We start from the raw sequence: 23,466 nt of genomic DNA, 5'->3' as shown, positions 1-23,466 counted from the left end.
TCCTTAAAGACTGTTGATCAGCGTGGCGAAAGTTTCCTGCGCAGCCTTGATGATCTGCGAAGACGCTGTGTAGTACTGCTGATACTTGACCAGGTTGCCGGTCTCTTCATCGAGGTTGACCTGGGACAGCGAGTCGCGCGCGCCCTTGGCCTGATCGAGGATCACCGAGGTGGCGTCATTGTCGGACTTGCTCTGCGCAGCCTTGGTACCGACGTTGGTCACCAGTTTGTTGTAGGCGTCGGTCAGGCTGATGCCCTTGCTGCCGCTGCCGGTGTCCACGGTCTGCTTGGTCTGCAGGCCAACCAGTGTCTGTGCGTTGCGGTTGTCCGAAGACGCCGCGCCGGTCAGGTTGATGGTGAAGGTTTCGCCGGACTTCGGCGTCGCGCCCACGGTAGTCTGTACGGTGAAGGTCTTCTGCACGTTCGGCGTGACCGTGGTGTCCATCACCGGCGCACCGGTGGAGTCGACCATGCCGACCTTGAGGTTCAAGGTGTTGGCCTGCCCCGGCACGATGGTGCCCGAACCGATGGTGTTGCCCTTGGCGTCGACCATGTTGTACGACTGGCTGCCGCTGGCGACCGCACCGAACACCAGTTTGACCGGCGTCGAATACTTGAGCGCATTCTGCAACTCGGTCTGCGACGCCGGGTTGTAGATGTTGAACGAATCGGTCAGCGTCGGCTGGGTGTAGGTACCGGAGTTGTTGGCACTGGCCACGCCGGTCAGCGGTGCTGCCGCAGCGATTTTCTTCGGATCGGTCAGTACCGTCTGAATAGTGCTTGCCGCGTTACGGGTCGGTGTCACCTTGAAGGTGTCGCCAGCGCTCAGGGCGCCGCCGTTGAGGGCCAGGGTGAAGCCGTCGATCACCGGCGGTGGCGTGGTCGTGGTGCTGAACGAGCCCATGTCGGTGCCATCGGAGCGCTTGACCGAATAGTTGGTGGCGCTGGTGAAGGTCACCTGATAATCGCTGGTGGTCAGCTTGCCGGTGTCCTTGATGGTGACATCGAGGTTGCCCGAGCCGGCGCTATTGGTCGACTGCGCAATGCTGCGCTGGCTGACCAGCGCGGCACTGTTGATGTTGTTGAAGATCGCGGCGCCGAAGTCACCGTTCTTGTCGATACCCTGGGCTTGTTGGCTGTTGACCTGATCGGCCACCACCAGCGCGACACGCCCCAACTCATTGAGCGAAGGGTCGAGCACTTCTTTGCGATAGGTCAGCAGGCCACCGATTTCGCCACCGCTCATGGCCGACGTGATATCGATCACGCTTGAGCCGCGGTCCAGCTGAATCGCCATGCGCGTCGGATCGTCCTTGCTCGGCACGGTGCTCAGGGTGTTGGTGGTGTTGCCGATCACCAGCGGCTGGCCGGTGCCGATGTACACGTCAAAACTGGTGCCACGCTCGACGACCTGTGCACCGGTCAGCTCGGAGAGCTGGCGCACCGCTTCGTTACGGCTGTCGAGCAGATCGTTCGGCTGGCCGCCGCTGGTGGAAATCTCGCCGATCTTCTGGTTCAGGTTGGCAATCGAAGTCGCCAGCTTGTTGACTTGGGACGTCATGTCGCCCAGGTTGCCATTGATCGTGGTGTTCTGATCGTTCAGCTGTTTGGCTAGCGCATTGAAACGGCTGGTCAGGGCCTGCGCACCGGTCAGCACCGACTGACGGGAGGTGTCATCAGTGGCAGAAGTCGCCACGCCCTGCATCGAGGTAAAGAACTTTTGCAGCACACCGGTCAGGCCGGTGTTGGTATCGGACATCGAGGCATCCAGCGCAGTGGCCTGGGCACCGTACGCAGCCGCTTCGCTATTGAGCGAGGTGGCGGTATGCAGCTGGTTTTCGAGGTAAGAGTTGTAGACCCGGCGCACATCGGCCAGGGTCGTCCCCGTACCGATGAAGACGTTGCCGAACTGCTGCGAGGACTTGGTGCTCTGCACGGTTTGCTGGCGTGAATAACCGGCGGTGTCGACGTTGGCAATGTTGTTACCTGTGGTCGCGAGAGAGGAAGAACTCGCGGACAACCCCGACATCCCGATATTGAGCAAACTCATGATTCAAACCTTACCGTGTGTTTATAGAGGCGTCGTTGAAACGCCGGCCGCAGCGTAGTTTTCGAAACTGTTCATCTGCTTGGCTATCTGCGAAATCTTCGTCGCGTAGTTCGGGTCGGTCGCGTAACCGGCCTTTTGCAACTCGCGTACAAACTGTTCTGGGTTATCGGCCGACTTCACCACATCTTGATAGCGATTGTTGGTCTGCAGCAAAGTCACCAGATCGTGGAAACTGTCCTTGTACGAGGCATAGGAACGGAACTGCGCCGTCTCCTTGACCATCTGCCCGTTGCGGAACTCGCTGGTGATTGCCCGGGCCGAATCGCCGGTCCAGTTGCTGCTGGCCTTGATGCCGAACAGGTTGTGACTGCTGCTGCCATCCTGGGCACGCATGACCGATTTGCCCCAGCCGGTTTCCAGTGCGGCTTGCGCCACCAGATAACGCGGATCGACGCCAATACGCGCGGCGGCTTCTTTGGCCATCGGCAGCATGGTGTTGACGAATTCGTCGGCGGAGCTGAAGGCGCGCTTGGCCGGCGCCAGCGGAATCTGCGCCATCGCCCGACCGTAAATCTGCATCTGCCCGCCGGACGCCTTGGCGTCTTCGGCACGGCTCAGCCAGTCGCCGTTGTACAGCGGGCCGGCGCCGGTGGCGGCCGTGGTCACGGCACGTTGTGGCAAGGCATTGGTGGCGGTCGGCGTGGCGGACGGCACCAGACCGGCGAGCAAACGATCGGCCAGCTTCGGCGGCAATGCCAGACGACGCTTGTTGATCATTGCCATGTCATTGCTGTGCGAGGCTTCGGTAGTAGCCACACGCCCGGAACGCGAGGCCCACAACGGACGCTCGCCATTAAGCCGCGATAACGGCCCATTGGTGGCGGTGGTGCCGGCGGCAATCGGGGTCTGCACCGCAGCGGCTTTCGCCGCTTCCTGCTTGGCAGCGGACGCGGCCGCAGCCTCACCCGGTGCCAGCGGTTTATTCCTCGACATCTGCTTCATCAGCACGTCGGCCAGCCCGATACCGCCGCCCTCGCGGGACAGCGACACCGCCAGTTGCTGGTCGTACATTTCCTGATATTGCTTGGCCGCCGGGGTGTTCATCGGGTTGTCTTTACCCAATGCCTCAGTGGCCGAACGCATCGACTTGAGCATTTCGCCAAGGAACAGCGATTCGAATTCCTGCGCCACTTTGCGCATGTTCGCATCGCTGTTTTTGTCGCCGACCTTGAGCTGGTTCAGACGATTGAGGTCGGAGTACGAACCCGAATCGCCAGTGCCCACCAGACTGCCTTTGCGCATATCCATGATCGCCGTCCTCAGATCACGATCAGGTCGGCTTGCAACGCGCCGGCCTGCTTCAGTGCTTCGAGAATGGCCATCAGGTCACCCGGTGCCGCGCCAACCTGGTTCACCGCCCGCACGATCTCGTCGAGGGTGGTGCCCGGGCCGAACTTGAACATCGGCTTGGCTTCCTGCTGAGCATTGACCCGCGAACGTGGCACGACGGCCGTCTGCCCATTGGACAACGGACCCGGCTGACTGACGATCGGGTCTTCGGTGATGGTCACGGTCAGGCTGCCATGAGTCACGGCGGCCGGCGAAACTTTCACGTTCTGGCCGATGACGATGGTGCCGGTGCGCGAGTTGATGATGACTTTCGCCACCGCCTGACCCGGATCGACTTCAAGGTTTTCGAGGATCGACAGGTAGTCGACGCGCTGGCTCGGATCGAGCGGCGCGGTCACACGAATCGAGCCGCCGTCGATGGCTTGCGCCACGCCAGGGCCGAGCATGTCGTTGATCTTGTCGACGATGCGCTTGGCCGTGGTGAAGTCGGAGCGGTTGAGGTTCAGCGTCAGGCTGTTGCCCTGGTTGAAACCGCTCGGTACCGAACGCTCCACCGAAGCACCACCGGGGATACGACCGGCCGACGGAACGTTGACGGTGATCTTCGAACCGTCACGCCCTTCGGCATCGAAACCACCGACCACCAGGTTGCCCTGAGCGATGGCGTAGACGTTGCCGTCGATACCCTTGAGCGGGGTCAGCAACAGGGTGCCGCCGCGCAGGCTCTTGGAGTTACCGATCGAAGAAACGGTAATGTCGACCTGCTGACCCGGTTTGGCGAACGCCGGCAGATCGGCACTGACCGACACCGCTGCGACGTTTTTCAACTGCACGTTGCCCGATCCCGGCGGCACCTTGATGCCGAACTGCGACAGCATGTTGTTGAAGGTCTGCAGGGTGAACGGGGTCTGCGTCGTCTGGTCACCGGTGCCGTTAAGCCCGACCACCAGGCCGTAACCGATCAACTGGTTGGAACGCACGCCGGAAATGCTGGCGATATCTTTCAGCCGCTCGGCGTGGGCACCAAAGGCTGCGGACAACAGGGCCGCAGCCAGCATGAGGCTCTTGAAATTCAAAGTCGCCACCTAGAAAGGGAACAGCGGGCTGAGGAAGAAACGGTCGAACCAGCCTGGCTGACTCGCATCGGCAAACGAACCGGTGCCCGAGTAGGTGATGCGCGCATCGGCGACACGGGTCGACGACACGGTGTTGTCGGTGGCGATGTCATCGGCACGCACCAGACCTGCGATCCGCACCAACTCGTCGCCGGTGTTGAGGGTCATCCACTTCTCGCCGCGCACGGCGATGATGCCGTTGGGCAACACGTCGGCCACGGTCACGGTGATCGAACCGGTCAGGGTGTTGCCCTGCGCCGCCTTGCTGTCGCCCTTGGTCGCGCGGTCGCCGCTGTAGCCGACGTCGAGGCTCAGGTCATTGCCACCCAACGGGTTGTTGGTGGTGCCACTGCCGCCGAACAGCGAAGTCAGGCCGATGCCGGTCTTGCTGTTCTTGGCCACTTGCGAGTTGGCGTTTTTGCTGGCCTGAGTCTTCTCGTTCAGGGTGATGGTGATGATGTCACCGACCCGGAATGCCTTGCGGTCGCTGTACAGGTTCTGCTCGAAGCCGGCCTGATAGATCGAGCCGTTGTTGGCCGCAGACGGCAATGGCGTGCGTGGCAACACCGGAGCGTAATAAGGGTCATTGGGCTTGGGCGTCGGTGCGACGCAGCCCGCGAGCGAGACGACCCCACCCAATGCCAGAACAGATACGAAGCGTTTCATGACCCTACCTCACGGTGTTGCTGGCGACCTCATGGCCGCCCCATAGACTTGATTACAGATTCTGCGTTACGAACGAGAGCATCTGGTCGGCGGTGGAAATCACCTTGGAGTTCATCTCGTAAGCGCGCTGAGTGGTGATCATGTTGACCATCTCCTCAACGGTGCTGACGTTGGAACCTTCCAGGGTGTTCTGCAGCGTGGTACCGAAACCGTTCAGGCCCGGGGTGCCGATTTGCGGCGCGCCGGAAGCAGCGGTTTCCAGGAACAGGTTGTTGCCCACTGCTTGCAGACCGGCCGGATTGATGAAGTCGGCGGTTTGCAGGTTGCCGATCACCTGAGCGGCCGGGTTGCCTGGCACTGTGATCGACACGGTGCCGTCGGTGCCGACGGTGAAGCTCTGCGCGTTGTTCGGGATGACGATGGCCGGCTCCAGGGCGAAACCGCTGGCGTTGACGATCTGGCCGTTGGAGTCGAGGTGGAAAGTACCGTCACGGGTATAGGACGTGGTGCCGTCCGGCTGCAGGATCTGGAAGAAACCGCGACCGTCGATGGCCATGTCCAGCGGCTGCTCGGTGGTTTGCAGGCTGCCGGCGGTGAAGTTTTTCTGCGTGCCGACGATGCGCACACCGGTACCCAGTTGCAGACCCGACGGCAGTTCGCTGTCCTGGGTCGACTGGGCGCCTGGCTGACGCTTGATCTGATACAGCAGGTCCTGGAACTCGGCACGGTCACGTTTGAAACCCGTGGTCGAGACGTTCGCCAGGTTGTTGGAAATGGTGGTCAGGTTGGTGTCCTGGGCGGACAGACCGGTTTTGGCAACCCATAGAGCCGGAAGCATTCGATTCTCCTCGTGCGCCTGTTTTACGGCGCGACGTTCTGATAATTAGCTGATCTGCAAGACCCGAGCCATGGCCTGGTCGTCGTCTTTGGCGGTGTTCATCATCTTGACGTGCAACTCGAACTGCTTGGCCAGGGCCAGCACCGAGGTCATTTCTTCCACGGCGTTGACGTTGCTCGACTCAAGGAAACCCGACACCAGTTTGACGTTGGCATCGGCCGGCGCCGGCTGGCCGTCCTTGGTGTAGATCGAGCCGTCGAGGCCTTTGTTGAGGTTCTTGATGTCCGGGTTGACCAGTTTGATCCGGTCGACTTCCGCCATGACGCGCGGGCCTTCGCCCATCGCACGAATACTGATGGTGCCATCTTCACCGACTTCGACCTGCTGCTCCGGCGGCACGGCGATCGGACCGCCATTGCCGAGTACCGGCATGCCGTTGCCGGCGCGCAATACGCCGAGGGCGTCGATGTTCAGGCTGCCGGTGCGCACGTAGCTTTCGCCACCGTTGGGGTTCTGCACGGCAATAAAACCGTTGCCGGTCACGGCGACGTCGAGGTCACGCCCGGTCTGCACCAGCGAACCGGCGGTGAAGTCGGTGGCGGGCCGTTCGCTCATGGCAAACGCACGCGCCGGAAAGCTGTCACCGAACACCGGCATCGAACGCGCCTGCTCCAGGTCGCGCTGAAAACCATTGGTGGAGATGTTCGCCAGGTTGTTGGCATGGGCCTTTTGCGCCAGTGCGTTCTGACTGGCGCCGGTCATTGCCACATAAAGGTACTTGTCCACACTCTTTCCTCTGCATGCCGGACGTTTGCCGCCCACCGCTGTACTGCTGAGCCATAAGCAATTTGCAGACCAACTTTTTTCTGGCGGCTTGCGGCCCGGTAAACAAAGGACTTGCGGGGTTTTGCGGGGAAATTGGAAATGTATCGAAGTCGAAAAACCGGCGGTGTTATGCCGCTGGGCGGCAATCCCGATTTTTGCAGATGGAAAAAGAACCTGTGGTGAGGGGATTTATCCCCGATGGGCTGCGCAGCAGCCCCCCAATCCATACATTGTGGTGTAACAGATGAACCGCATTCGCTGGTTTGGGGCGGCTTCGCCACCCTTCGGGGATGAATCCCCTCACCACAAAAGCTCTTTTCACCACAGTGTTGCTGTTAACTCTCGGGGTCTTTACCAACTTCGTATTGGCGGAGCTTATTAGCGATGGTGGTATGCGAAACCCCCAACCGCTTACCCAGTTGCCGACTGCTCGGGTGTTCGGAGTACAGCCGCTCCAGTACGGCTTTCTCAAAACGCCCAACGATCTCGTCCAACCCACCCTCCAGCGAGAAATCGCCAAGCGGCTGACGCACGCCGTAATCCGGCAGGCGAATGTGTTCGACCTTGACCGTGCCGCCCTCGCACAGCGAAACCGCCTGAAACAGCACGTTCTCCAGCTGCCGCACGTTGCCCGGCCAGTGGTAATGACTGAGGCGATCCATTGCTGCCGGCGCCAGTTTCGGCAGCGAACACCCGATCTGGCGGCTGGCCTGATCGAGGAAGTGCTCGACCAGCGGGGTCAAACCGTCGAGGCATTCGCGCAGCGGCGGGATGTGCAGCGACAACACGTTCAAGCGGTGATACAGATCCTGACGAAACTCGCCGCGCGCGCACAACTCGGACAAGTCGACCTGAGTGGCGCAGATCACCCGCACATCCAGATACACCTCTTCATCACTGCCGACCCGGCGGAAACAGCCGTCCTGCAGAAAGCGCAGCAACTTCACTTGCAAGCGCGGGCTCATTTCACCGACGCCATCGAGGAACAGCGTACCGCCCGCCGTCAGTTCCAGCAGGCCGAGCTTGCCTTCGGCGCGCGCGCCCTCAAAGGCACCGGGGCCGTAGCCGAACAGTTCGGTCTCGGCCATCGATTCTGGCAGCCCTGCACAGTTGAGCGCCATCAGCGGCGACTGCCCACGCGGACTGGCGAGGTGACAGGCACGGGCCAGCAATTCTTTGCCGGTGCCGGTTTCGCCTTCGATCAATAGCGGCGCATCCAGCGGCGCCATGCGCCGCGCTTCACGCACGACAGCGGCCATCACTTTCGAACTCTGGAAGATACTGTCGAAGCCACGCAATTCCTGTTTGCGCACGTTATAGATGCGCTCACCGACGCGGTCGGCGCGGTGCAAGGTCAGTACCGCACCGGCCATGGCTTCGCTATCGTCGTGCTCCGATTGCAGCGGCGCGATGTCGGCGAGAAAGATGTCGCCCTTGACCTTGACGCGCATGCCGTTGATTCGCGACTTGTTGGCGCGCACCAGTTCCGGCAAATCGAAATCCTCGGCATAGCGCGACAGCGGAATCCCCGGCACTTCATCCACGCGCACTCCGAGCAACTGCGCCGCCGCGCGGTTGGCCGCAACGATCGAGCCGCCCATGTCGATCGACAGCACCGGGAATTCCAGCGCGCCAAGCAACGCGTTCAACTCCATGTGCCGACGCTCGCTGGGCATCAGCCCGACGCGTTTGACGCCGAACACCCCGGCAATCGCCTCAAACTTCGGTCGCAGCGCCTGAAACTGGATGTTGATCAGATTCGGGCAGTGCAGGTAGATCGCGTTGCCGTGCTCGCCGCCGACCTCGCCGCGTGCAACGTTGATCCCGTACTCCACCAGCAGGTTGAGGATGTCGCGCAGGATGCCGATGCGGTTTTGGCAGTGGACTTTGATACGCATATAAAGAGGCCCGACGAGGGTGAGGGGTTAAACACAATCCCTGTGGGAGCGGGCTTGCTCGCGAAGGCGGTGTGTCAGTCGCCATTCATTCAGCTGACACACCGCTTTCGCGAGCAAGCCCGCTCCCACAAGAGATTTGCGCTGCGGTTTTGCCTGACTTTTCTGTCGAGGCGCGCAGATAGTTGTCAAGATTATGTGACAGCCACAGCCCTTTTCAAACCTGCAAATCACCGCAAATGCGTGATATCAGTCAAATCGTAACGATTTTTTTACGAAATGCAGTGGTTGTCCCTACCAGGAACGCGCTCAACCTGCTGCATCACGCCGCACTCTCGGGTAATTCTCAGTCCATCGCTGGACATAACAAGAACGAATTCCCCTAGCAGGAGAGCAGTATGAAGCAGACGCAATACGTGGCCCGCGAGCCCGATGCGCAAGGTTTTATCGACTACCCCGCCGAAGAGCATGCGGTGTGGAACACGCTGATCACCCGCCAGCTGAAAGTGATCGAGGGTCGCGCGTGCCAGGAGTACCTGGACGGTATCGAAAAACTCGGTCTGCCCCACGACCGCATTCCGCAGCTGGGCGAGATCAACAAGGTGCTCGGTGAGACCACCGGTTGGCAGGTTGCCCGCGTCCCGGCACTGATCCCCTTCCAGACCTTCTTCGAATTGCTCGCCAGCAAACAGTTTCCGGTGGCCACGTTCATTCGTACCCGCGAAGAATTGGACTACCTGCAAGAGCCGGACATTTTTCACGAGATCTTCGGTCACTGCCCGCTGCTGACCAACCCGTGGTTCGCCGAATTCACCCACACCTATGGCAAACTCGGCCTGCAGGCCACGAAGGAAGAGCGCGTGTATCTGGCGCGCCTGTACTGGATGACCATCGAGTTCGGCCTGGTCGACACCCCGCAAGGCAAACGCATCTACGGCGGCGGCATCCTGTCCTCGCCGAAGGAAACCGTTTACTCGCTGTCGGACGAGCCCGAGCATCAGGCCTTCGATCCGCTGGAAGCCATGCGCACACCGTATCGCATCGACATTCTGCAGCCGCTGTACTTTGTCCTGCCGAACCTCAAGCGCCTGTTCGACGTCGCCCATGAAGACATCATGGCCATGGTTCGCCAAGGCATGCAGCTGGGGTTGCACGCACCGAAGTTTCCGCCAAAACCGAAAGCCGCGTGATCCGCGACTTTTGCTGAGAATTGAGTCTGTCAGTCGCCGTCACTTTGGTTTAGCGTGACGGCATTGACGGGCCGATAGCTTCTATAAAAAAAACACACTCGATTTCAGGAATCACACCATGTCCACTTTGAACCAAGCCCACTGCGAAGCCTGCCGTGCCGATGCGCCACAAGTCAGCGACGAAGAACTGCCGATCCTGATCAAGCAGATCCCTGACTGGAACATCGAAGTACGCGACAACATCATGCAGTTGGAGAAAGTTTTCCTGTTCAAGAACTTCAAGCATGCGCTGGCGTTCACCAACGCCGTCGGCGAGATCTCCGAGGCCGAAGGTCACCACCCGGGTCTGCTGACCGAGTGGGGCAAAGTCACCGTGACCTGGTGGAGCCACTCGATCAAAGGCCTGCACCGCAACGACTTCATCATGGCCGCGCGCACTGACGAAGTGGCCAAGACCGCAGAAGGACGCAAGTAATGCACTTTGACGCCATCGGCCGGGTACCCGGCGACCCGATCCTCGGTTTGATGGAGGCCTATGCGCAGGACACTAACCCGCGCAAGTTCGACCTCGGCGTTGGCGTCTACAAGGATGCCCAGGGCCTGACGCCGATCCCCGAAGCGGTGAAAATCGCCGAGGCGCGACTGGTCGAAAGCCAGGACACCAAGACCTACATCGGTGGTCACGGCAATCCGCTGTTCGGCAAAGTCATCAATGAACTGGTGCTTGGCGCCGACTCGAAGCTGATCGCCGAACAGCGCGCCGGCGCCACCCAGACTCCGGGCGGCACCGGCGCGCTGCGTCTGGCAGCCGACTTCATCGCCCAGTGTCTGCCGGGCAAGGGCGTGTGGCTGAGCAACCCGACCTGGCCGATCCACGAAACTATCTTTGCTGCGGCCGGGGTCAAGGTCAGTCACTACCCCTACGTGGGCAGCGACAACCGCCTCGACGTCGATGCGATGCTCGCCGCACTCAACGAAGTGCCGCAAGGCGACGTGGTGCTGCTGCATGCCTGCTGCCACAACCCGACCGGTTTCGACCTGAACCATGACGACTGGCAGCGTGTGCTCGACGTCGTGCGCCGCCGTGACCTGCTGCCGCTGATCGACTTTGCCTACCAGGGCTTTGGCGACGGACTGGAACAGGACGCGTGGTCGACCCGACTGTTCGCCGCCGAGGTGCCAGAGCTGCTGATCACCAGCTCCTGCTCGAAGAACTTCGGCCTGTACCGCGACCGTACCGGCGCGCTGATTGTCTGCGCGAAAACCGCCGACAAGCTGATCGACATCCGCAGCCAACTGGCCAACATCGCCCGCAACCTGTGGTCGACGCCACCGGATCACGGCGCGGCCGTGGTGGCGACCATCCTCGCCGACCCTGAGCTGAAAGCGCGCTGGGCCGATGAAGTAGAAGCCATGCGTTTGCGCATCGCCCAATTGCGCAGCGGTCTGGTCGAAGCACTGGAACCGCACGGTCTGCGCGAGCGCTTTGCGCACATTGGCGTGCAACGCGGAATGTTCTCCTACACCGGGCTGTCACCGGAGCAGGTCAAACAACTGCGTGAGCAGCACAGCGTGTACATGGTCAGCTCGGGTCGGGCCAACGTCGCCGGGATCGACGCCACCCGCCTGGCACTGCTGGCCGAGGCCATCGCCAACGCCTGCAAATAACCCCGCGCCCCCCCTTGTAGGAGTGAGCCCTATGGTGAGGGGATTTATCCCCGATGGGCAGCGAAGCGGCCCCAACACTGCAATCGCGAAATGTCTGACATGGCGCGTGCAATTGTTTTACGACTGCTTCGCAGCCGATCGGGGATAAATCCCCTCGCCACAGGTTCATTCACACCCACACTTGGAATACGCCCTCCCCTGCGGCCATCTGTCGCATTATTTTCAATTAAAAGTCTGATTGTCATTTTTCCTGCTGTATCCTGCGCAGGCTTTCAAGAAGCGCGGATCTACCAGATCTATCAACAGACTTAGCGAGGAGCGCAACCATGCACGAGATTCCTAATCTCCCCTTCCCAAGCCTGCACGTACCTGAGCAGACGACCACGCAACAAGCCGGCGCCCAGCAGCCCGAGCCGATAGAAGCCGTTGAGAGCCGCCAGGCCGACAGCGAAGAGTAAAACCCCGCCGTACAGACCGTGTGGAAAGCGCTAAGATGCGCTTTCCACACTGCCTGAAACCGAGCCCGCCATGACCGACGAATTCTCTGAAAGCCAAGCTGCCGTCCTGATCGGCGCCACCGAGAAAATGATCGAGATCTGGAACCGTCTCTCCCCGGAAAAACAGGCCGCCCTGCTCGCCCGTTTCGGCAGCGAAGAAAACGCCCTCGCCGCCCTCGTCACCACGCAACTGGTCGCCCCGGCCAAACCGTGATTCCACCCTCCCGGCAAATAGTTTTACTTTTCCCCGCCCCTGACGCGTGCGCGCCGGTATCATAAGCAGCCTATCTAATCCTGCTTTGCCGTGGATCGTTTCTCATGTCGTCCTCTATGCCACAACCCCAGCGCCCCCTGGCGGTCACGCTGCAAGTCGTGTCCATCGTCCTCTTCACCTTCATCGGCTATCTGAACATCGGCATTCCGCTCGCGGTGCTGCCGGGCTACGTCCACAGTGATCTGGGCTTCGGCGCGGTGATCGCCGGGCTGGTGATCAGCGTGCAATACCTCGCCACCCTGCTCAGCCGTCCGTACGCCGGCAAGATCATCGACAACCAGGGCAGTAAACGCGCAGTGATGATCGGGCTGGCCGGTTGCGGCTTGAGCGGCGTGTTCATGCTGATTTCGGCGTGGACACCGAACCTGCCGATGCTCAGCCTGATCAGCCTGTTGATCGGCCGTCTGGTGCTGGGCAGCGCGGAAAGTCTGGTGGGCTCCGGTTCGATCGGCTGGGGCATCGGCCGCGTTGGCGCGGCGAACACCGCCAAAGTCATCTCTTGGAACGGCATCGCCAGTTACGGCGCGCTCGCGGTCGGCGCGCCGTTCGGGGTCTGGCTGGTCGGCCAGCTGGGATTGTGGAGCATGGGCGTCAGCATCATTCTGCTGGCAGCGCTGGGCCTGCTGCTGGCCTGGCCGAAAACCGCGGCGCCGATTGTCGCCGGCGAGCGCTTGCCGTTCATGCATGTGCTCGGTCGCGTGTTCCCCCACGGCTGCGGCCTGGCGCTGGGCTCGATCGGGTTCGGCACCATCGCCACCTTCATCACCCTGTATTACGCCACCCGGCACTGGGACAACGCGGTGCTGTGCCTGAGCCTGTTCGGCGCCAGCTTCATCGGCGCGCGACTGCTGTTCGGCAACCTGATCAACCGCCTCGGCGGCTTCCGCGTAGCGATCGCCTGCCTCTCGGTGGAAACCCTCGGCCTGTTACTGCTGTGGCTGGCGCCGGATGCGCATTGGGCGCTGGCCGGGGCGGCGTTGAGCGGTTTCGGCTTCTCGCTGGTATTCCCGGCGCTGGGCGTGGAAGCGGTGAACCTGGTGCCAGCCTCCAGCCGTGGCGCAGCGGTCGGCGCGTATTCGTTGTTCATCGATTTGTCGCTGGGGATCACCGGGCCATTGGCGGGGGCAATTGCGGCCGGTTTCGGCTTTGCTTCGATCTTTCTGTTTGCCGCCATTGCCTCACTGAGCGGCCTGATCCTGAGTGTGTATTTGTACCGCATTAAACCAAAACACCACTTTCATTGATCGCCCAATATTGGCCATTCATTGGTTCCGAATGGCCAATAAACAACTGCGGCTTTTATACGCTAACCATGCAAACGGAAAATGGCGAAACTACCGTTCTCTCTATTTTTACTGGATACAAACACAATTTTTCGATCTTCCTGAACAGCGAGATCGTGAATAATCTGGTCTTTTTGAAATACGACCTTTCCAACATTACCAAACCCCTCGTCCCAACCCATGTCTTGTTCAAGACTGGCAATAAATGCCTGACTATCCGACCCGCTACGCAAATAAGCATAACCTGCTACCACAACGGTTGATTTCAAATTATAGAGTGCTGCTTTCGTCATATAGATATCGCTGAAATCATCAGTGATAAATCCCCCCCACCCTTGCTTGCCAAAAAGTGGATCTTCCTCGCCTTTGAGCCCGCGACGTTGAAGCTGGAGAAACAGATACTGCCGAGCTCCATTATCCGAAGTACCTATAATATAAAACTGAGAACGATCGTCGCGTTTCAGAATGAAGTTTTTAACCGAAGGTGCTCCATCATAATATCCTCCGACCCCAAAACTGGCGTCAAGATCACCACGGGCATCATACCGGCCAACAAACCAACGTTTATCACGCAGGCCCTCTGAAGCGGCGACAATATAACCATCGTCTTGGCGAAACATATCCTGTCCTATGACTAAAACAGACGGACCTCGAAAAACCAATCGGTACCCACCATTACCGAACGCTCCGTCCAAACTACCGTTATTTTTTAACTTGACCAGGATCGCACTATCGAAAAGTCCTCTTTCATCAAGCGTGGTCAGAAGCAAAACGCCGCCATCGTCCAATAATTCCATAGTTCCGTGGTAGTCGCGCCCCTTATCCGCCAGAGGTTGCTTCACCTTTGGAACATCTGAACTTGCAGGAACAACCTCTTTCGCATCCAGACTCCACAACATGACTCCTTTGCTACCAAACCCTTCATCAAGTCCCCCATTCAAATCGAATCGAGCCAGACCGGTAGCACGATTAAAGCCGTCTTTACGAGCGAAGAACCCCAACACATACTTGCCATGAACACTATCAAACTTCACGCTATAGGGCTGCGGCAAATCCCACCCAGGAAAAAACTCCGAGAGTTTGAAAAAAACACTACCCGCTTTTCCGAAACTCTCGTCGATACCTCCTTCCTCATCAAGCATGCACAGGTAAATCTCTTGCCGCTCCTCGTCAGTTGCTGCGCAAAGAATCCTGTTCGGTTCTGAGAGAAGAGTGACGACCCGAGATTGAAGTCTCTGATGTTCTTTTCCATATAAAACGACCTCACCGCGCACACCAAAATCAGTATCAGGAGTACCACGCACAACATTTAAGTTACTCATTTGCTTTTGCTCAATCAATAAAAAGAAAGCTCAGTAAACGTGTAACAGGAATCCGGCACACCTGTCAGATATGACAGTCAGGTAGACCAATTAGTAATAAGAGAGTCGTTCGATATCCGGAAATTGATTTAAATTGAGTGGCGCGTAATGGATACATTGCTCGCGCCTGCTGAAATGGAACAATTTCAAGACGCCAATTCTTAAAAATCCACCTTGCCGCGCCCAGCCTTGATGCTGCCGCGCTTGGTCTTGGATTCGAGCCGGCGCTTCTTCGAGCCGAGGGTTGGTTTGGTCGGGCGGCGTTTCTTTTCAACCTTGGTGGCGCTGAGGATCAACTCGGTCAGGCGCTCCAGCGCATCGGTCCGGTTGGCTTCCTGCGTGCGGTACTGCTGAGCCTTGATGATCAGCACGCCATCGCTGGTGATGCGACTGTCACGCAGCGCCAGCAGCCGTTCCTTGTAGAACTCGGGCAAGGACGAGGCCGGAATGTCGAAGCGCAGGTGCACGGCGCTGGAGACCTTGTTGACGTTCTGCCCACCGGCGCCTTGCGCGCGGATGTACGTCAGTTCGATCTCGGCATCCGGCAAATGCACGTTGTTGGAAATCACCAGCATGGAAAAAAGTCCGAATTCAGAGCGTGCAGGATACCGCGATTAGCCACAAAGCAGGTCTCCTGCGGCCATGCGCAACTTCTTGCATCAATCGTTTCGCGTTATGATCCCCAGCGAAAATTTACCAGTTCAATGCAGGAAGCATAAGCATGAGCAATAAAGCAGTTATCGTTTTTAGTGGCGGACAGGACTCGACGACCTGTTTGATCCATGCACTGAGCCACTATGACGAAATTCATTGCATCACGTTTGACTATGGTCAGCGTCATCGCGCGGAAATCGAAGTCGCGCAGCAACTGGCCAAACAGCTCGGCGTGACCGTGCATAAAGTGATGGATGTATCTTTGCTGAATGAGCTGGCCATCAGCAGCCTGACTCGCGACAACATCCCGGTTCCGACGGTTAATAGTTCTGGCGAAAGTCTGCCAAGCACCTTTGTGCCGGGAAGAAACATCCTGTTTTTGACCCTCGCCTCTATTTACGCCTATCAGGTACAAGCCAGAACGGTCATCACCGGGGTTTGCGAAACGGACTTCTCGGGCTATCCGGATTGCCGGGACGAGTTCGTCAAGGCACTGAACAAAGCCCTTGAGCTGGGCATGGATTACCCATTGAAACTTGATACTCCGCTGATGTGGCTGAACAAGGCGGAAACCTGGGCATTGGCCGATCATTACCATCAGCTTGATTTGGTTCGCCACCAGACACTGACCTGCTACAACGGCATAACCGGTAGCGGATGTGCAAATTGCGACGCTTGCAATCTTCGCGCAAAAGGCCTCAATGAGTTTCTGGAAAACAAGGATGAGGTGATGAACAGCTTGAAAGCGAAGCTGAATCTGCAATAAAGCACCCAGCATATAAAAATGCGCTCACTTGAAAATTTCGAGTGAGCACATTATTTAATCCATCAAGCCTGACTACCCGTCAGATACCTCTTGAACAATGACCTGGCACCGTATGCCGGCATGATATTGAAGAACGCAAAACCGACCTTTATCGCGATCTGGACGTAAATCATGCTGAGTATCGCGCTGTTCTCCATCGTCCCGTAAAAGGCGATGTAGCAGAAAAGAAAACTGTCGATTATCACCGCAAACAAAGTACTCAGAAACACCCGCAAGAAGAGAAATCGGGAGTTGGTCAGTTCTTTGATTTTGCACAACAGATAAGAGTTTATATTTTCCGACACCAGAAACGATACAGACGAAGCTATCAGCACCGACGACAACTGACTGATCACATCATTGTAAGGCCCGTCGAGTTTCCACCCGGGTAGCCCGGGAAGGTACGTAGTCATGGCCAGCAAAATGATAATGGCCGCATTACTGATGAACGCGAAGAGTATCGCCTTGCGCGCCAACCGGAGGCCGAAGGTTTCATTCAGCAAGTCGACGATCAAAAACGTCAGCGGATACAGGAAAGTACCCGGCGTTACGACAATATCAAAATATTCCAGATAGATAGGCTTGGTCGCCGCAATGCTGGTAAAAATATAAAGCGTGAACAGCATCAGGTTCAGAATGATATAAATCATCCAGGAACTCTCGTGGCGATCATTTATTTCATAAGCGGTAAGCGACCCTCCCTGGGAGTAGAATTTCTTGTACAGATTCTTTACTTCTATCTTGTTCAGATTATCCATAATCTCACTATTCAACACTTCACTCAGCTTTATTTTAATTATCTTGCCTGTCGCAATGACCATGATCACCGCCAGGCTTTTTCCGTTTTCGAACCCCAACAACTTATATTTGGTGTTTTCCCTTTCAACGCTGCAATCCATTAAATCGTTCCTCGATTATATCCCCGACCACACAAACACTCTCCAGCGCAAGATCAACCTCAGTTGTTATGAATAACTTTTTACCAACCTTGTCATACACCAGTTTTTCCTTGTCGATACTTGCCGCGCCCTTCTGCACGATCAGCAGGTCGCCCGGTTCATTCATGCCACTGACTTCATTTTCCAGCAGGACGCCTATCAAATTGAAGGACGTTCCAAAATAGTAAGTCAGTGGAAAAATCGTCGCCAACTCGCCGATTCGCTTATCCAGATTCTGCAGAAGCAGACTTTCCTTGATGACAGGCACTGCCGCCGGGTTCATGTTGCCCTGCGGCGAGATGCTGCTGTCGATGATTTCCTTTTCTTCAAACGAGATCGTCTCTATCTCTTCGTAGGACACTCCGAAAAAGTCGGAAATCTTGCGCACAGTGGACTGCTGTACGTTGACCACTTTACCTTCAAGAATGTTGTAGATCGTGGTTCGGGTCAGTCCACTGGAATTACATAACGACAGCTGCGTTTCCCCACGACTCTTTATCAGGTACTTGATATTGTTCTTCAGATTCTCCGATCGTTCTCTTCTGTGCATGGAATGCTTACCGTCTTTTATAAAGGCAATTTGAAAATACCCCTCGAATCATCATTCAGGGACTCAACAGGCCCGCTAGGAAATAGTTATACGGGTATTAGAGCCGCGGCAGATCATAGCATTCCCCCTCCCTGATTTCGGCATAAACATAGTGTCAACAACACCGCTGGTGTGAACCAGAAAGAACAATTCGAATTCTGTACTGACCCGTCAGTTCTGCTTATCGGCCAGCAGAATCTCGTGAATAGCGATCCTTCCCGCCTGCAGTTTTACACCTTGAGGCCCGGCAAAAAGAATCATTTTATTTGAACAATGTTCATTTTTCTGATTAATTTTCTGGTGTTCCGCCGTGAAAAACCTATGATGCGTCGGGCAACCGGGCTGTCGGCAGCGACCGCAGTCAGCAGAAAACGGGTCGTCGATACAGAGATTAGTTTGCGCACACTGCGGCGAAAACAAGGAATCCGCTGTATCCGGTCGGGCAAGTGCAGAAACGCACGCACACTCCGGTAAAACCAAGGAAGTCGCGCTCGTTCGCAGCGCGCTGCACACAGGGAAGGAATACAGACAATGGCAGTCCATACCGAACCGCTCATGAACCAGGCTGATCTGCTGCAACGGGGCCTGGCGGATCTGTGGGCGCAAGACGCCGAACTGGCAGGGATCCTCGACGCGGAAGTTGCCCGTCAGCACCAGGTGCTGTCGCTGGTCTCCTCCTCTTGCGCCGTCAGGCCCATGACCCTGGCCGCCTCCGCTTCGGCACTGGTCAATGTGACGGCCGAGGGGTTGCCCGGCAGACGTTACGGCGGCGGGTGCGAAAACGTCGATCTGGTCGAAGCGCTTGCCATCCGCAGAGCGCGGGAACTGTTCGATGCCCAGTACGCAAGCGTGCAATCGCATTCGGCATCAAACGCCAATTACCACGTGCTGACCGCCCTGCTCGAACCAGGCGATACCCTGCTGGGAATGGGCGTCAAATACGGCGGCCATCACACCCATGGCAGCTCCACCTCATTCGCCGGCATTTACTACAAGGCGATTCGGTACGGCACGACTTCAGCGGGGGTCATCGATTACGACCAGGTGCGCAAACTGGCGCTCGCCCATCGCCCACGCATCATCATGTGCGGCGCGACGGCGTACTCACGGGTCATCGATTTCCAACGATTTCGCGAGATTGCCGATGAAGCCGGCGCCATCCTGCTCGCCGATATTTCGCATATCGCCGGACTGGTTGCCACAGGGCGGCATCCCAGTCCGATCGACGTCGCACACGTCACCACCACCTGCACCCACAAACAACTCATGGGCCCGCGCGGCGGTCTGATCCTTTCGGGTCAAGCGGCGAACACCAAGGTGCCCGGCTTGAGGACGACATTCAGCCGCGCCCTCGACCAGGCCGTTTATCCGCGAATGCAGGGCGCGCCTGCCGTCAACATGATCGCTGCGAAGGCGGCGGCTCTGGCTTACGCAAAGTCCACGGAGTTCGACAGAAGCATGGGACGGGTTCGTAGCACGGCTGACGAGTTCGCCAGCGCCTTTCAGGCTCACGACTACGAAGTCGTCGGCGGGGGCAGTGAAAACCATACGGTATTGATTCGGTTGCGTGGCGGCATCACCGGCGCCATTGCCGAGTCGGCGCTGGAGCGTTGCGCAATTATCGTGGACAAATATCGTGTACCGGGCGAGACACGCCCTTCACTCATTACCAGCGGTCTGCGCATCGGCACGGGCTCCATCGCGCAGCGCAGAATCGATCCGCAGGGATGTCGCCAGATCGTCGATCTGATCTGCCGGATCCTCGACAGTGTGAGACCGATCAGCGAGCAGGATTACCTGCTGGAACCGGCCTTGCGCGAGCAATTCCGGTTGCAGACCGAAGCGTTCTGCACAGCCCATCCCATCGCCGAATACGTCTGACGACCAATAAAAAACCCGGCACATTGGCCGGGTTTCTCACTTTCTGCGTCTGGCTTACTTCGCGGCAGAACCCGCCGCGTGCAGCGCCTGCTGCGCTCCACGCTTGTTCTTGATCACGTAGCAGACCCACATGAACACGACCCACACCGGAATCGCATACACCGAGATCTGGATGCCCGGGATCAGCAGCATCACGCCAAGGATGAACACCACGAACGCCAGGCAGATGTAGTTGCCGTACGGGTACCACAGCGCCTTGAACAGTGGTGTCTGCTGCGTCTTGTTCATGTGCTGACGGAACTTGAAGTGCGAGAAGCTGATCATCGCCCAGTTGATCACCAGCGTTGCAACCACCAGCGACATCAGCAGTTCCAGCGCCTGCTGCGGGATCAGATAGTTGAGCAGCACCGCCACCAGCGTCACCGCTGCGGAAGCCAGGATCGAACGCACCGGCACGCCGCGCTTGTCGATCTTCGCCAGACCTTTCGGCGCATCGCCCTGCTCGGCCATGCCCAGCAGCATGCGGCTGTTGCAGTAGGTGCCGCTGTTGTACACCGACAGCGCCGCGGTCAGCACCACGAAGTTGAGGATGTGCGCAGCGGTGTTGCTGCCGAGCATCGAGAACACCTGCACGAACGGGCTGCCGCTGTACGAATCGCCGGACGCGTTGAGGGTTGCCAGCAGGCTGTCCCAAGGAGTCAGCGACAGCAGGATCACCAGCGCGCCGATGTAGAAAATCAGGATGCGGTAGATCACCTGGTTGATCGCTTTCGGGATCACGGTTTTCGGCTTGTCGGCTTCGGCTGCAGTGAAACCGAGCATTTCCAGGCCACCGAAGGAGAACATGATGATCGCCATCGCCATCACCAGACCGCTGACGCCGTTGGGGAAGAACCCGCCGTGCGACCACAGGTTGCTGACCGAGGCCTGCGGGCCGCCATGGCCGCTGACCAGCAGGTAGCTGCCCAGCGCAATCATGCCGACGATCGCCACGACTTTGATGATCGCGAACCAGAATTCGGCCTCCCCGAAGACTTTGACGTTGGCCAGGTTGATCGCGTTGATCAGCACGAAGAAGGCGGCGGCGGTGACCCAGGTCGGGATGTCCGGCGCCCAGTAGTGGATGTACTTGCCGACCGCGGTCAGCTCCGACATGCCCACCAGAATGTACAGAATCCAGCAGTTCCAGCCCGACAGGAAACCGGCAAAACCGCCCCAGTACTTGTGCGCGAAATGACTGAAGGAACCGGCCACCGGCTCTTCGACGATCATCTCGCCGAGCTGGCGCATGATCATGAAGGCGATGAAGCCGCAGATGGCGTAGCCGAGGATCATCGACGGGCCGGCGGATTTCAGGACCCCGGCCGAGCCGAGGAACAATCCGGTACCGATCGCGCCACCGAGGGCGATCAGTTGAATATGGCGATTTTTCAGGCCGCGTTTCAGCTCGCCTGATTGCGAGGGTTGTCCACTCATGAAAAAGGTCTCACGCAAGGTTTGATGATGTTCAGTAGACGTTGCTGCAAGGTTGCGATTTCAGACAACCCCGATCAAACCCCAGCGCAAGCACCAGGAATTCAGCGTTTTTACAACGGTCATGCGTCACCTGTTTGTTTTTATCTGTGACGAAATCGAACCCGACACGCTTGTGACGTGGCGGAGTGAACAAGGCGGATAACCTTGAGGTTTGCGCGATTACGCAGAGGGTCACAGTTAAAACGCGGCGCATTGTACACCGCTAACCCCCTGCTGCCAGACCCCGCTGGATCAGCGTGGCGCTTGCCGGGATTGCGTGGGTCCGCCTCGAGACACTCGGGCGGCTGCAAAAATTGAGTCCGGCCTTTGCTGGCCATCGACGGGGACGAGGAAAAAAACGTCCCGCGCAGAGAAGTGGAGATCGATCACGGCGTTCATTGCGCCTCCTTCTTGTTATGCACCTGCACGACAGGCATGAGGCGCATCTCACCCTGCAAACAGCGCTGAAACAAGCGCGCCAGAGCCCTGCGCGACGCCTTTGCAGCCGGGCTTCGGCAGGTTTTCCTTACAGCGTAGGCAAGGGGGTAAATCCACTGGGCTTCATCGGGATTTTCGTAAATTTTTCTTTACGACGCGTAACGCAGATTTTCCATTTCGGAAAATTCTGTAGGACGTCTGCAAATTGACGGTAGCAAGCTTGCTAATGAAAGTTGCCGCTTAGTTTTTTGTTTTCAAATAAGAAATCCGCCGCTTAAAAACAGAATAAAAAGTTTATTTAAATTTTAAATAAATAATTTTTTGCATTACAAAACACCCTGAACTAGGTTCTTCACGTCTTGCCGGCCAACTCGACCGGCCAGTCATACCCGTGAAAGTCATCTAGGAGATCGACCATGCAAGCACTGGAAAAAGACCTGGACACCGAACTGCAACTGGACGAATGGTTCGAAGCACCGACCCATGAGGCGGCTGTGGAAATGATGCAAGCCGACGCGGTGGTTCCGTTCGGCACGGCGATGTGGCCTCTGTAAGACATCCCCGGGCAGGCACGATCCGGCCGGTCGTGCCTGCCGCTTTCTTCACGGTCAGTCAGGGAGGACTCATGGATAAGCCCCGCGCGATCTCGCATTTCCTTTACTACCTCGAACATCACCCTGCCCTTGCCGGTCTCGATTCGGCGAAGGTACTGCTCGGCCACACCGCCGATTACGAAGCCCTGACCGGCGCCATCGCCGAACAGGCCGGCGATCATCCCCGCTTCACGTTCAGTGCCCGTCGCCTGGACCTGGAAAGCACCGCAACGCTGACCGCGGCGATTGCCGACAGCGATCTGTACATTTTCTTCTACGACTCTTCCACCCTGCCCAACCCGCGCCCCGACGGCCCGGAGTTCGTTCGCACCCTGCAGGGCGTGATGGCGGAAAACTGGAAGAAGTCGCTGCTGTTCAAGGATTACGGCGACTATTTCTACGACACTTTCAGCGTCACCCCGCAGCGCATCGCCGGGCTCAACAGCCACTTGATCCAGCGCATGTCCCAAGCGACGACGCTGAGCTTCAAGGACGACCACGGCTCCTGGTTTGAAACGCCGCTGAGCAGCATCAAGAAGTGGACCGACATCAACGGTGTCGGCAACTTCGACCTGGCCCCCGGCGAAATCGCCACCCACAGCGAAGCCATCAACGGCCATGTGAAATTCAAGGGCACGTTCCTCAGCACCATCCCGTTTGCGCGCAAGTACGGCGTGCTGGAGTCGCCACTGGAACTGTGGATCGAGAATTCGACCATCAGCCGCATCGCCACCGATGTGCCGGGGCTGGAGCATGATTTCAACAAGTATCTGGACGCCAACCCGTCGAACCGGCGCATCGAGGAATTGGGGATTGGTACCAATGAAGGGGTGAAAGATCTGTATGCGCGCAATGCCGGGTTCGAAGAGCGGCACTGTGGGTTGCATCTGGGGCTGGGTGGTGGGGCCAAGGGCAGTCATCACCTGGACCTGATCTTCTCTGGCGGGGTGTTGGCGCTGGATGACAAGCCAGTGTTTGATGGGCGGTTTGTGTTCTAGCCTGATTTTTCTTTATTGAAGCCACTGGCCTCTTCGCGAGCAAG

The 23,466-nt window shown here is 58.0% G+C and carries 22 protein-coding genes; 10 read left to right on the top strand and 12 right to left on the bottom strand.

Going from position 1 to position 23,466, the window contains the following annotated elements; genetic code table 11:
- Positions 1 to 3: 3 nt before the first annotated feature.
- The 7 genes from flgK to KCG87_RS11435 all read right to left on the bottom strand — a co-directional run bounded on the left by flgK (position 4) and on the right by KCG87_RS11435 (position 8,741).
- Positions 4 to 2,049: a flagellar hook-associated protein FlgK gene (gene flgK, locus KCG87_RS11465; protein WP_139054128.1), complete on the bottom strand. Its 2,046-nt coding sequence runs from the start codon at positions 2,047 to 2,049 to the stop codon at positions 4 to 6.
- Between the two features lie 21 nt (positions 2,050 to 2,070).
- The gene (gene flgJ, locus KCG87_RS11460) at positions 2,071 to 3,357 is read right to left on the bottom strand and encodes a flagellar assembly peptidoglycan hydrolase FlgJ (RefSeq protein ID WP_098967804.1); all 1,287 of its coding nucleotides are present in this window, start codon (positions 3,355 to 3,357) and stop codon (positions 2,071 to 2,073) included.
- Between the two features lie 11 nt (positions 3,358 to 3,368).
- Complete coding sequence (locus KCG87_RS11455; RefSeq protein WP_161794916.1) at positions 3,369 to 4,457, bottom strand: flagellar basal body P-ring protein FlgI; 1,089 nt, start codon at positions 4,455 to 4,457, stop codon at positions 3,369 to 3,371.
- Between the two features lie 27 nt (positions 4,458 to 4,484).
- A complete protein-coding gene (gene flgH / locus KCG87_RS11450; RefSeq protein WP_027613958.1) occupies positions 4,485 to 5,180 on the bottom strand; it encodes a flagellar basal body L-ring protein FlgH in 696 nt (231 codons plus the stop codon).
- A 52-nt stretch (positions 5,181 to 5,232) separates the two neighbouring features.
- Positions 5,233 to 6,018: a flagellar basal-body rod protein FlgG gene (gene flgG / locus KCG87_RS11445; RefSeq protein ID WP_003222804.1), complete on the bottom strand. Its 786-nt coding sequence runs from the start codon at positions 6,016 to 6,018 to the stop codon at positions 5,233 to 5,235.
- A gap of 45 nt (positions 6,019 to 6,063) precedes the next feature.
- Entirely contained in the window at positions 6,064 to 6,804 is a 741-nt protein-coding gene (locus KCG87_RS11440; RefSeq protein WP_007965507.1) for a flagellar basal body rod protein FlgF, read from the bottom strand.
- A 374-nt stretch (positions 6,805 to 7,178) separates the two neighbouring features.
- Positions 7,179 to 8,741: a sigma-54-dependent transcriptional regulator gene (locus KCG87_RS11435; protein WP_096796287.1), complete on the bottom strand. Its 1,563-nt coding sequence runs from the start codon at positions 8,739 to 8,741 to the stop codon at positions 7,179 to 7,181.
- A gap of 395 nt (positions 8,742 to 9,136) precedes the next feature.
- Here KCG87_RS11435 and phhA point away from each other — a divergent pair, with 395 nt between their 5' ends.
- The 6 genes from phhA (at position 9,137) to KCG87_RS11410 (ending at position 13,611) form a co-directional block, all read left to right on the top strand.
- Complete coding sequence (gene phhA / locus KCG87_RS11430; protein ID WP_007965510.1) at positions 9,137 to 9,928, top strand: phenylalanine 4-monooxygenase; 792 nt, start codon at positions 9,137 to 9,139, stop codon at positions 9,926 to 9,928.
- Between the two features lie 118 nt (positions 9,929 to 10,046).
- Positions 10,047 to 10,403 (top strand): 4a-hydroxytetrahydrobiopterin dehydratase, encoded by a 357-nt coding sequence (locus KCG87_RS11425; RefSeq protein ID WP_064586543.1) that lies wholly within the window; start codon positions 10,047 to 10,049, stop codon positions 10,401 to 10,403.
- Complete coding sequence (locus tag KCG87_RS11420) at positions 10,403 to 11,596, top strand: amino acid aminotransferase (RefSeq protein ID WP_096796289.1); 1,194 nt, start codon at positions 10,403 to 10,405, stop codon at positions 11,594 to 11,596. Before KCG87_RS11425 ends, KCG87_RS11420 begins: the two co-directional genes overlap by 1 nt.
- Before the next feature lie 326 nt (positions 11,597 to 11,922).
- Positions 11,923 to 12,054 (top strand): hypothetical protein, encoded by a 132-nt coding sequence (locus tag KCG87_RS27575; protein WP_282597930.1) that lies wholly within the window; start codon positions 11,923 to 11,925, stop codon positions 12,052 to 12,054.
- A 70-nt stretch (positions 12,055 to 12,124) separates the two neighbouring features.
- On the top strand, positions 12,125 to 12,307 hold the full coding sequence (locus KCG87_RS11415; RefSeq protein WP_003222790.1) for a hypothetical protein: 183 nt from the start codon (positions 12,125 to 12,127) through the stop codon (positions 12,305 to 12,307).
- A 104-nt stretch (positions 12,308 to 12,411) separates the two neighbouring features.
- A complete protein-coding gene (locus KCG87_RS11410) occupies positions 12,412 to 13,611 on the top strand; it encodes an MFS transporter (RefSeq protein WP_103368134.1) in 1,200 nt (399 codons plus the stop codon).
- 62 nt (positions 13,612 to 13,673) lie between these two features.
- Here the strand turns inward: KCG87_RS11410 and KCG87_RS11405 are convergent, their stop codons facing one another.
- The gene (locus KCG87_RS11405; protein ID WP_210557827.1) at positions 13,674 to 14,972 is read right to left on the bottom strand and encodes a hypothetical protein; all 1,299 of its coding nucleotides are present in this window, start codon (positions 14,970 to 14,972) and stop codon (positions 13,674 to 13,676) included.
- A 200-nt stretch (positions 14,973 to 15,172) separates the two neighbouring features.
- Positions 15,173 to 15,586: an alternative ribosome rescue aminoacyl-tRNA hydrolase ArfB gene (gene arfB, locus KCG87_RS11400; protein ID WP_103368136.1), complete on the bottom strand. Its 414-nt coding sequence runs from the start codon at positions 15,584 to 15,586 to the stop codon at positions 15,173 to 15,175.
- Between the two features lie 146 nt (positions 15,587 to 15,732).
- Here arfB and queC point away from each other — a divergent pair, with 146 nt between their 5' ends.
- Entirely contained in the window at positions 15,733 to 16,431 is a 699-nt protein-coding gene (queC, locus tag KCG87_RS11395) for a 7-cyano-7-deazaguanine synthase QueC (protein ID WP_115987972.1), read from the top strand.
- A 62-nt stretch (positions 16,432 to 16,493) separates the two neighbouring features.
- Here the strand turns inward: queC and KCG87_RS11390 are convergent, their stop codons facing one another.
- Together KCG87_RS11390 and KCG87_RS11385 are read right to left on the bottom strand one after the other, a co-directional pair.
- Positions 16,494 to 17,369, bottom strand: a complete 876-nt coding sequence (locus KCG87_RS11390; protein ID WP_139054133.1) for a queuosine precursor transporter — start codon at positions 17,367 to 17,369, stop codon at positions 16,494 to 16,496.
- Positions 17,353 to 17,958 (bottom strand): helix-turn-helix transcriptional regulator, encoded by a 606-nt coding sequence (locus KCG87_RS11385; RefSeq protein ID WP_210557829.1) that lies wholly within the window; start codon positions 17,956 to 17,958, stop codon positions 17,353 to 17,355. Before KCG87_RS11385 ends, KCG87_RS11390 begins: the two co-directional genes overlap by 17 nt.
- A gap of 570 nt (positions 17,959 to 18,528) precedes the next feature.
- Here KCG87_RS11385 and KCG87_RS11380 point away from each other — a divergent pair.
- Positions 18,529 to 19,878 carry a serine hydroxymethyltransferase gene (locus KCG87_RS11380; protein ID WP_150367969.1) on the top strand — a complete coding sequence of 450 codons (1,350 nt, stop codon included), beginning with the start codon at positions 18,529 to 18,531 and terminating at the stop codon, positions 19,876 to 19,878.
- Positions 19,879 to 19,932: 54 nt separating this feature from the next.
- Here the strand turns inward: KCG87_RS11380 and KCG87_RS11375 are convergent, their stop codons facing one another.
- Entirely contained in the window at positions 19,933 to 21,354 is a 1,422-nt protein-coding gene (locus KCG87_RS11375; protein ID WP_135295198.1) for an amino acid permease, read from the bottom strand.
- A gap of 893 nt (positions 21,355 to 22,247) precedes the next feature.
- Here KCG87_RS11375 and KCG87_RS11370 point away from each other — a divergent pair.
- Both KCG87_RS11370 and KCG87_RS11365 read left to right on the top strand, forming a co-directional pair.
- Complete coding sequence (locus KCG87_RS11370; protein WP_003222780.1) at positions 22,248 to 22,385, top strand: hypothetical protein; 138 nt, start codon at positions 22,248 to 22,250, stop codon at positions 22,383 to 22,385.
- A 71-nt stretch (positions 22,386 to 22,456) separates the two neighbouring features.
- Entirely contained in the window at positions 22,457 to 23,422 is a 966-nt protein-coding gene (locus KCG87_RS11365; protein ID WP_210557831.1) for a leucyl aminopeptidase, read from the top strand.
- Positions 23,423 to 23,466 lie beyond the last annotated feature (44 nt).

Source organism: Pseudomonas sp. MWU347 (genome assembly GCF_017947305.1).
GTDB lineage: Bacteria > Pseudomonadota > Gammaproteobacteria > Pseudomonadales > Pseudomonadaceae > Aquipseudomonas > Aquipseudomonas putida_A.
Note: the sequence above shows the minus strand (reverse complement) of the source record. Positions and strands in the feature narration are given on the sequence as shown.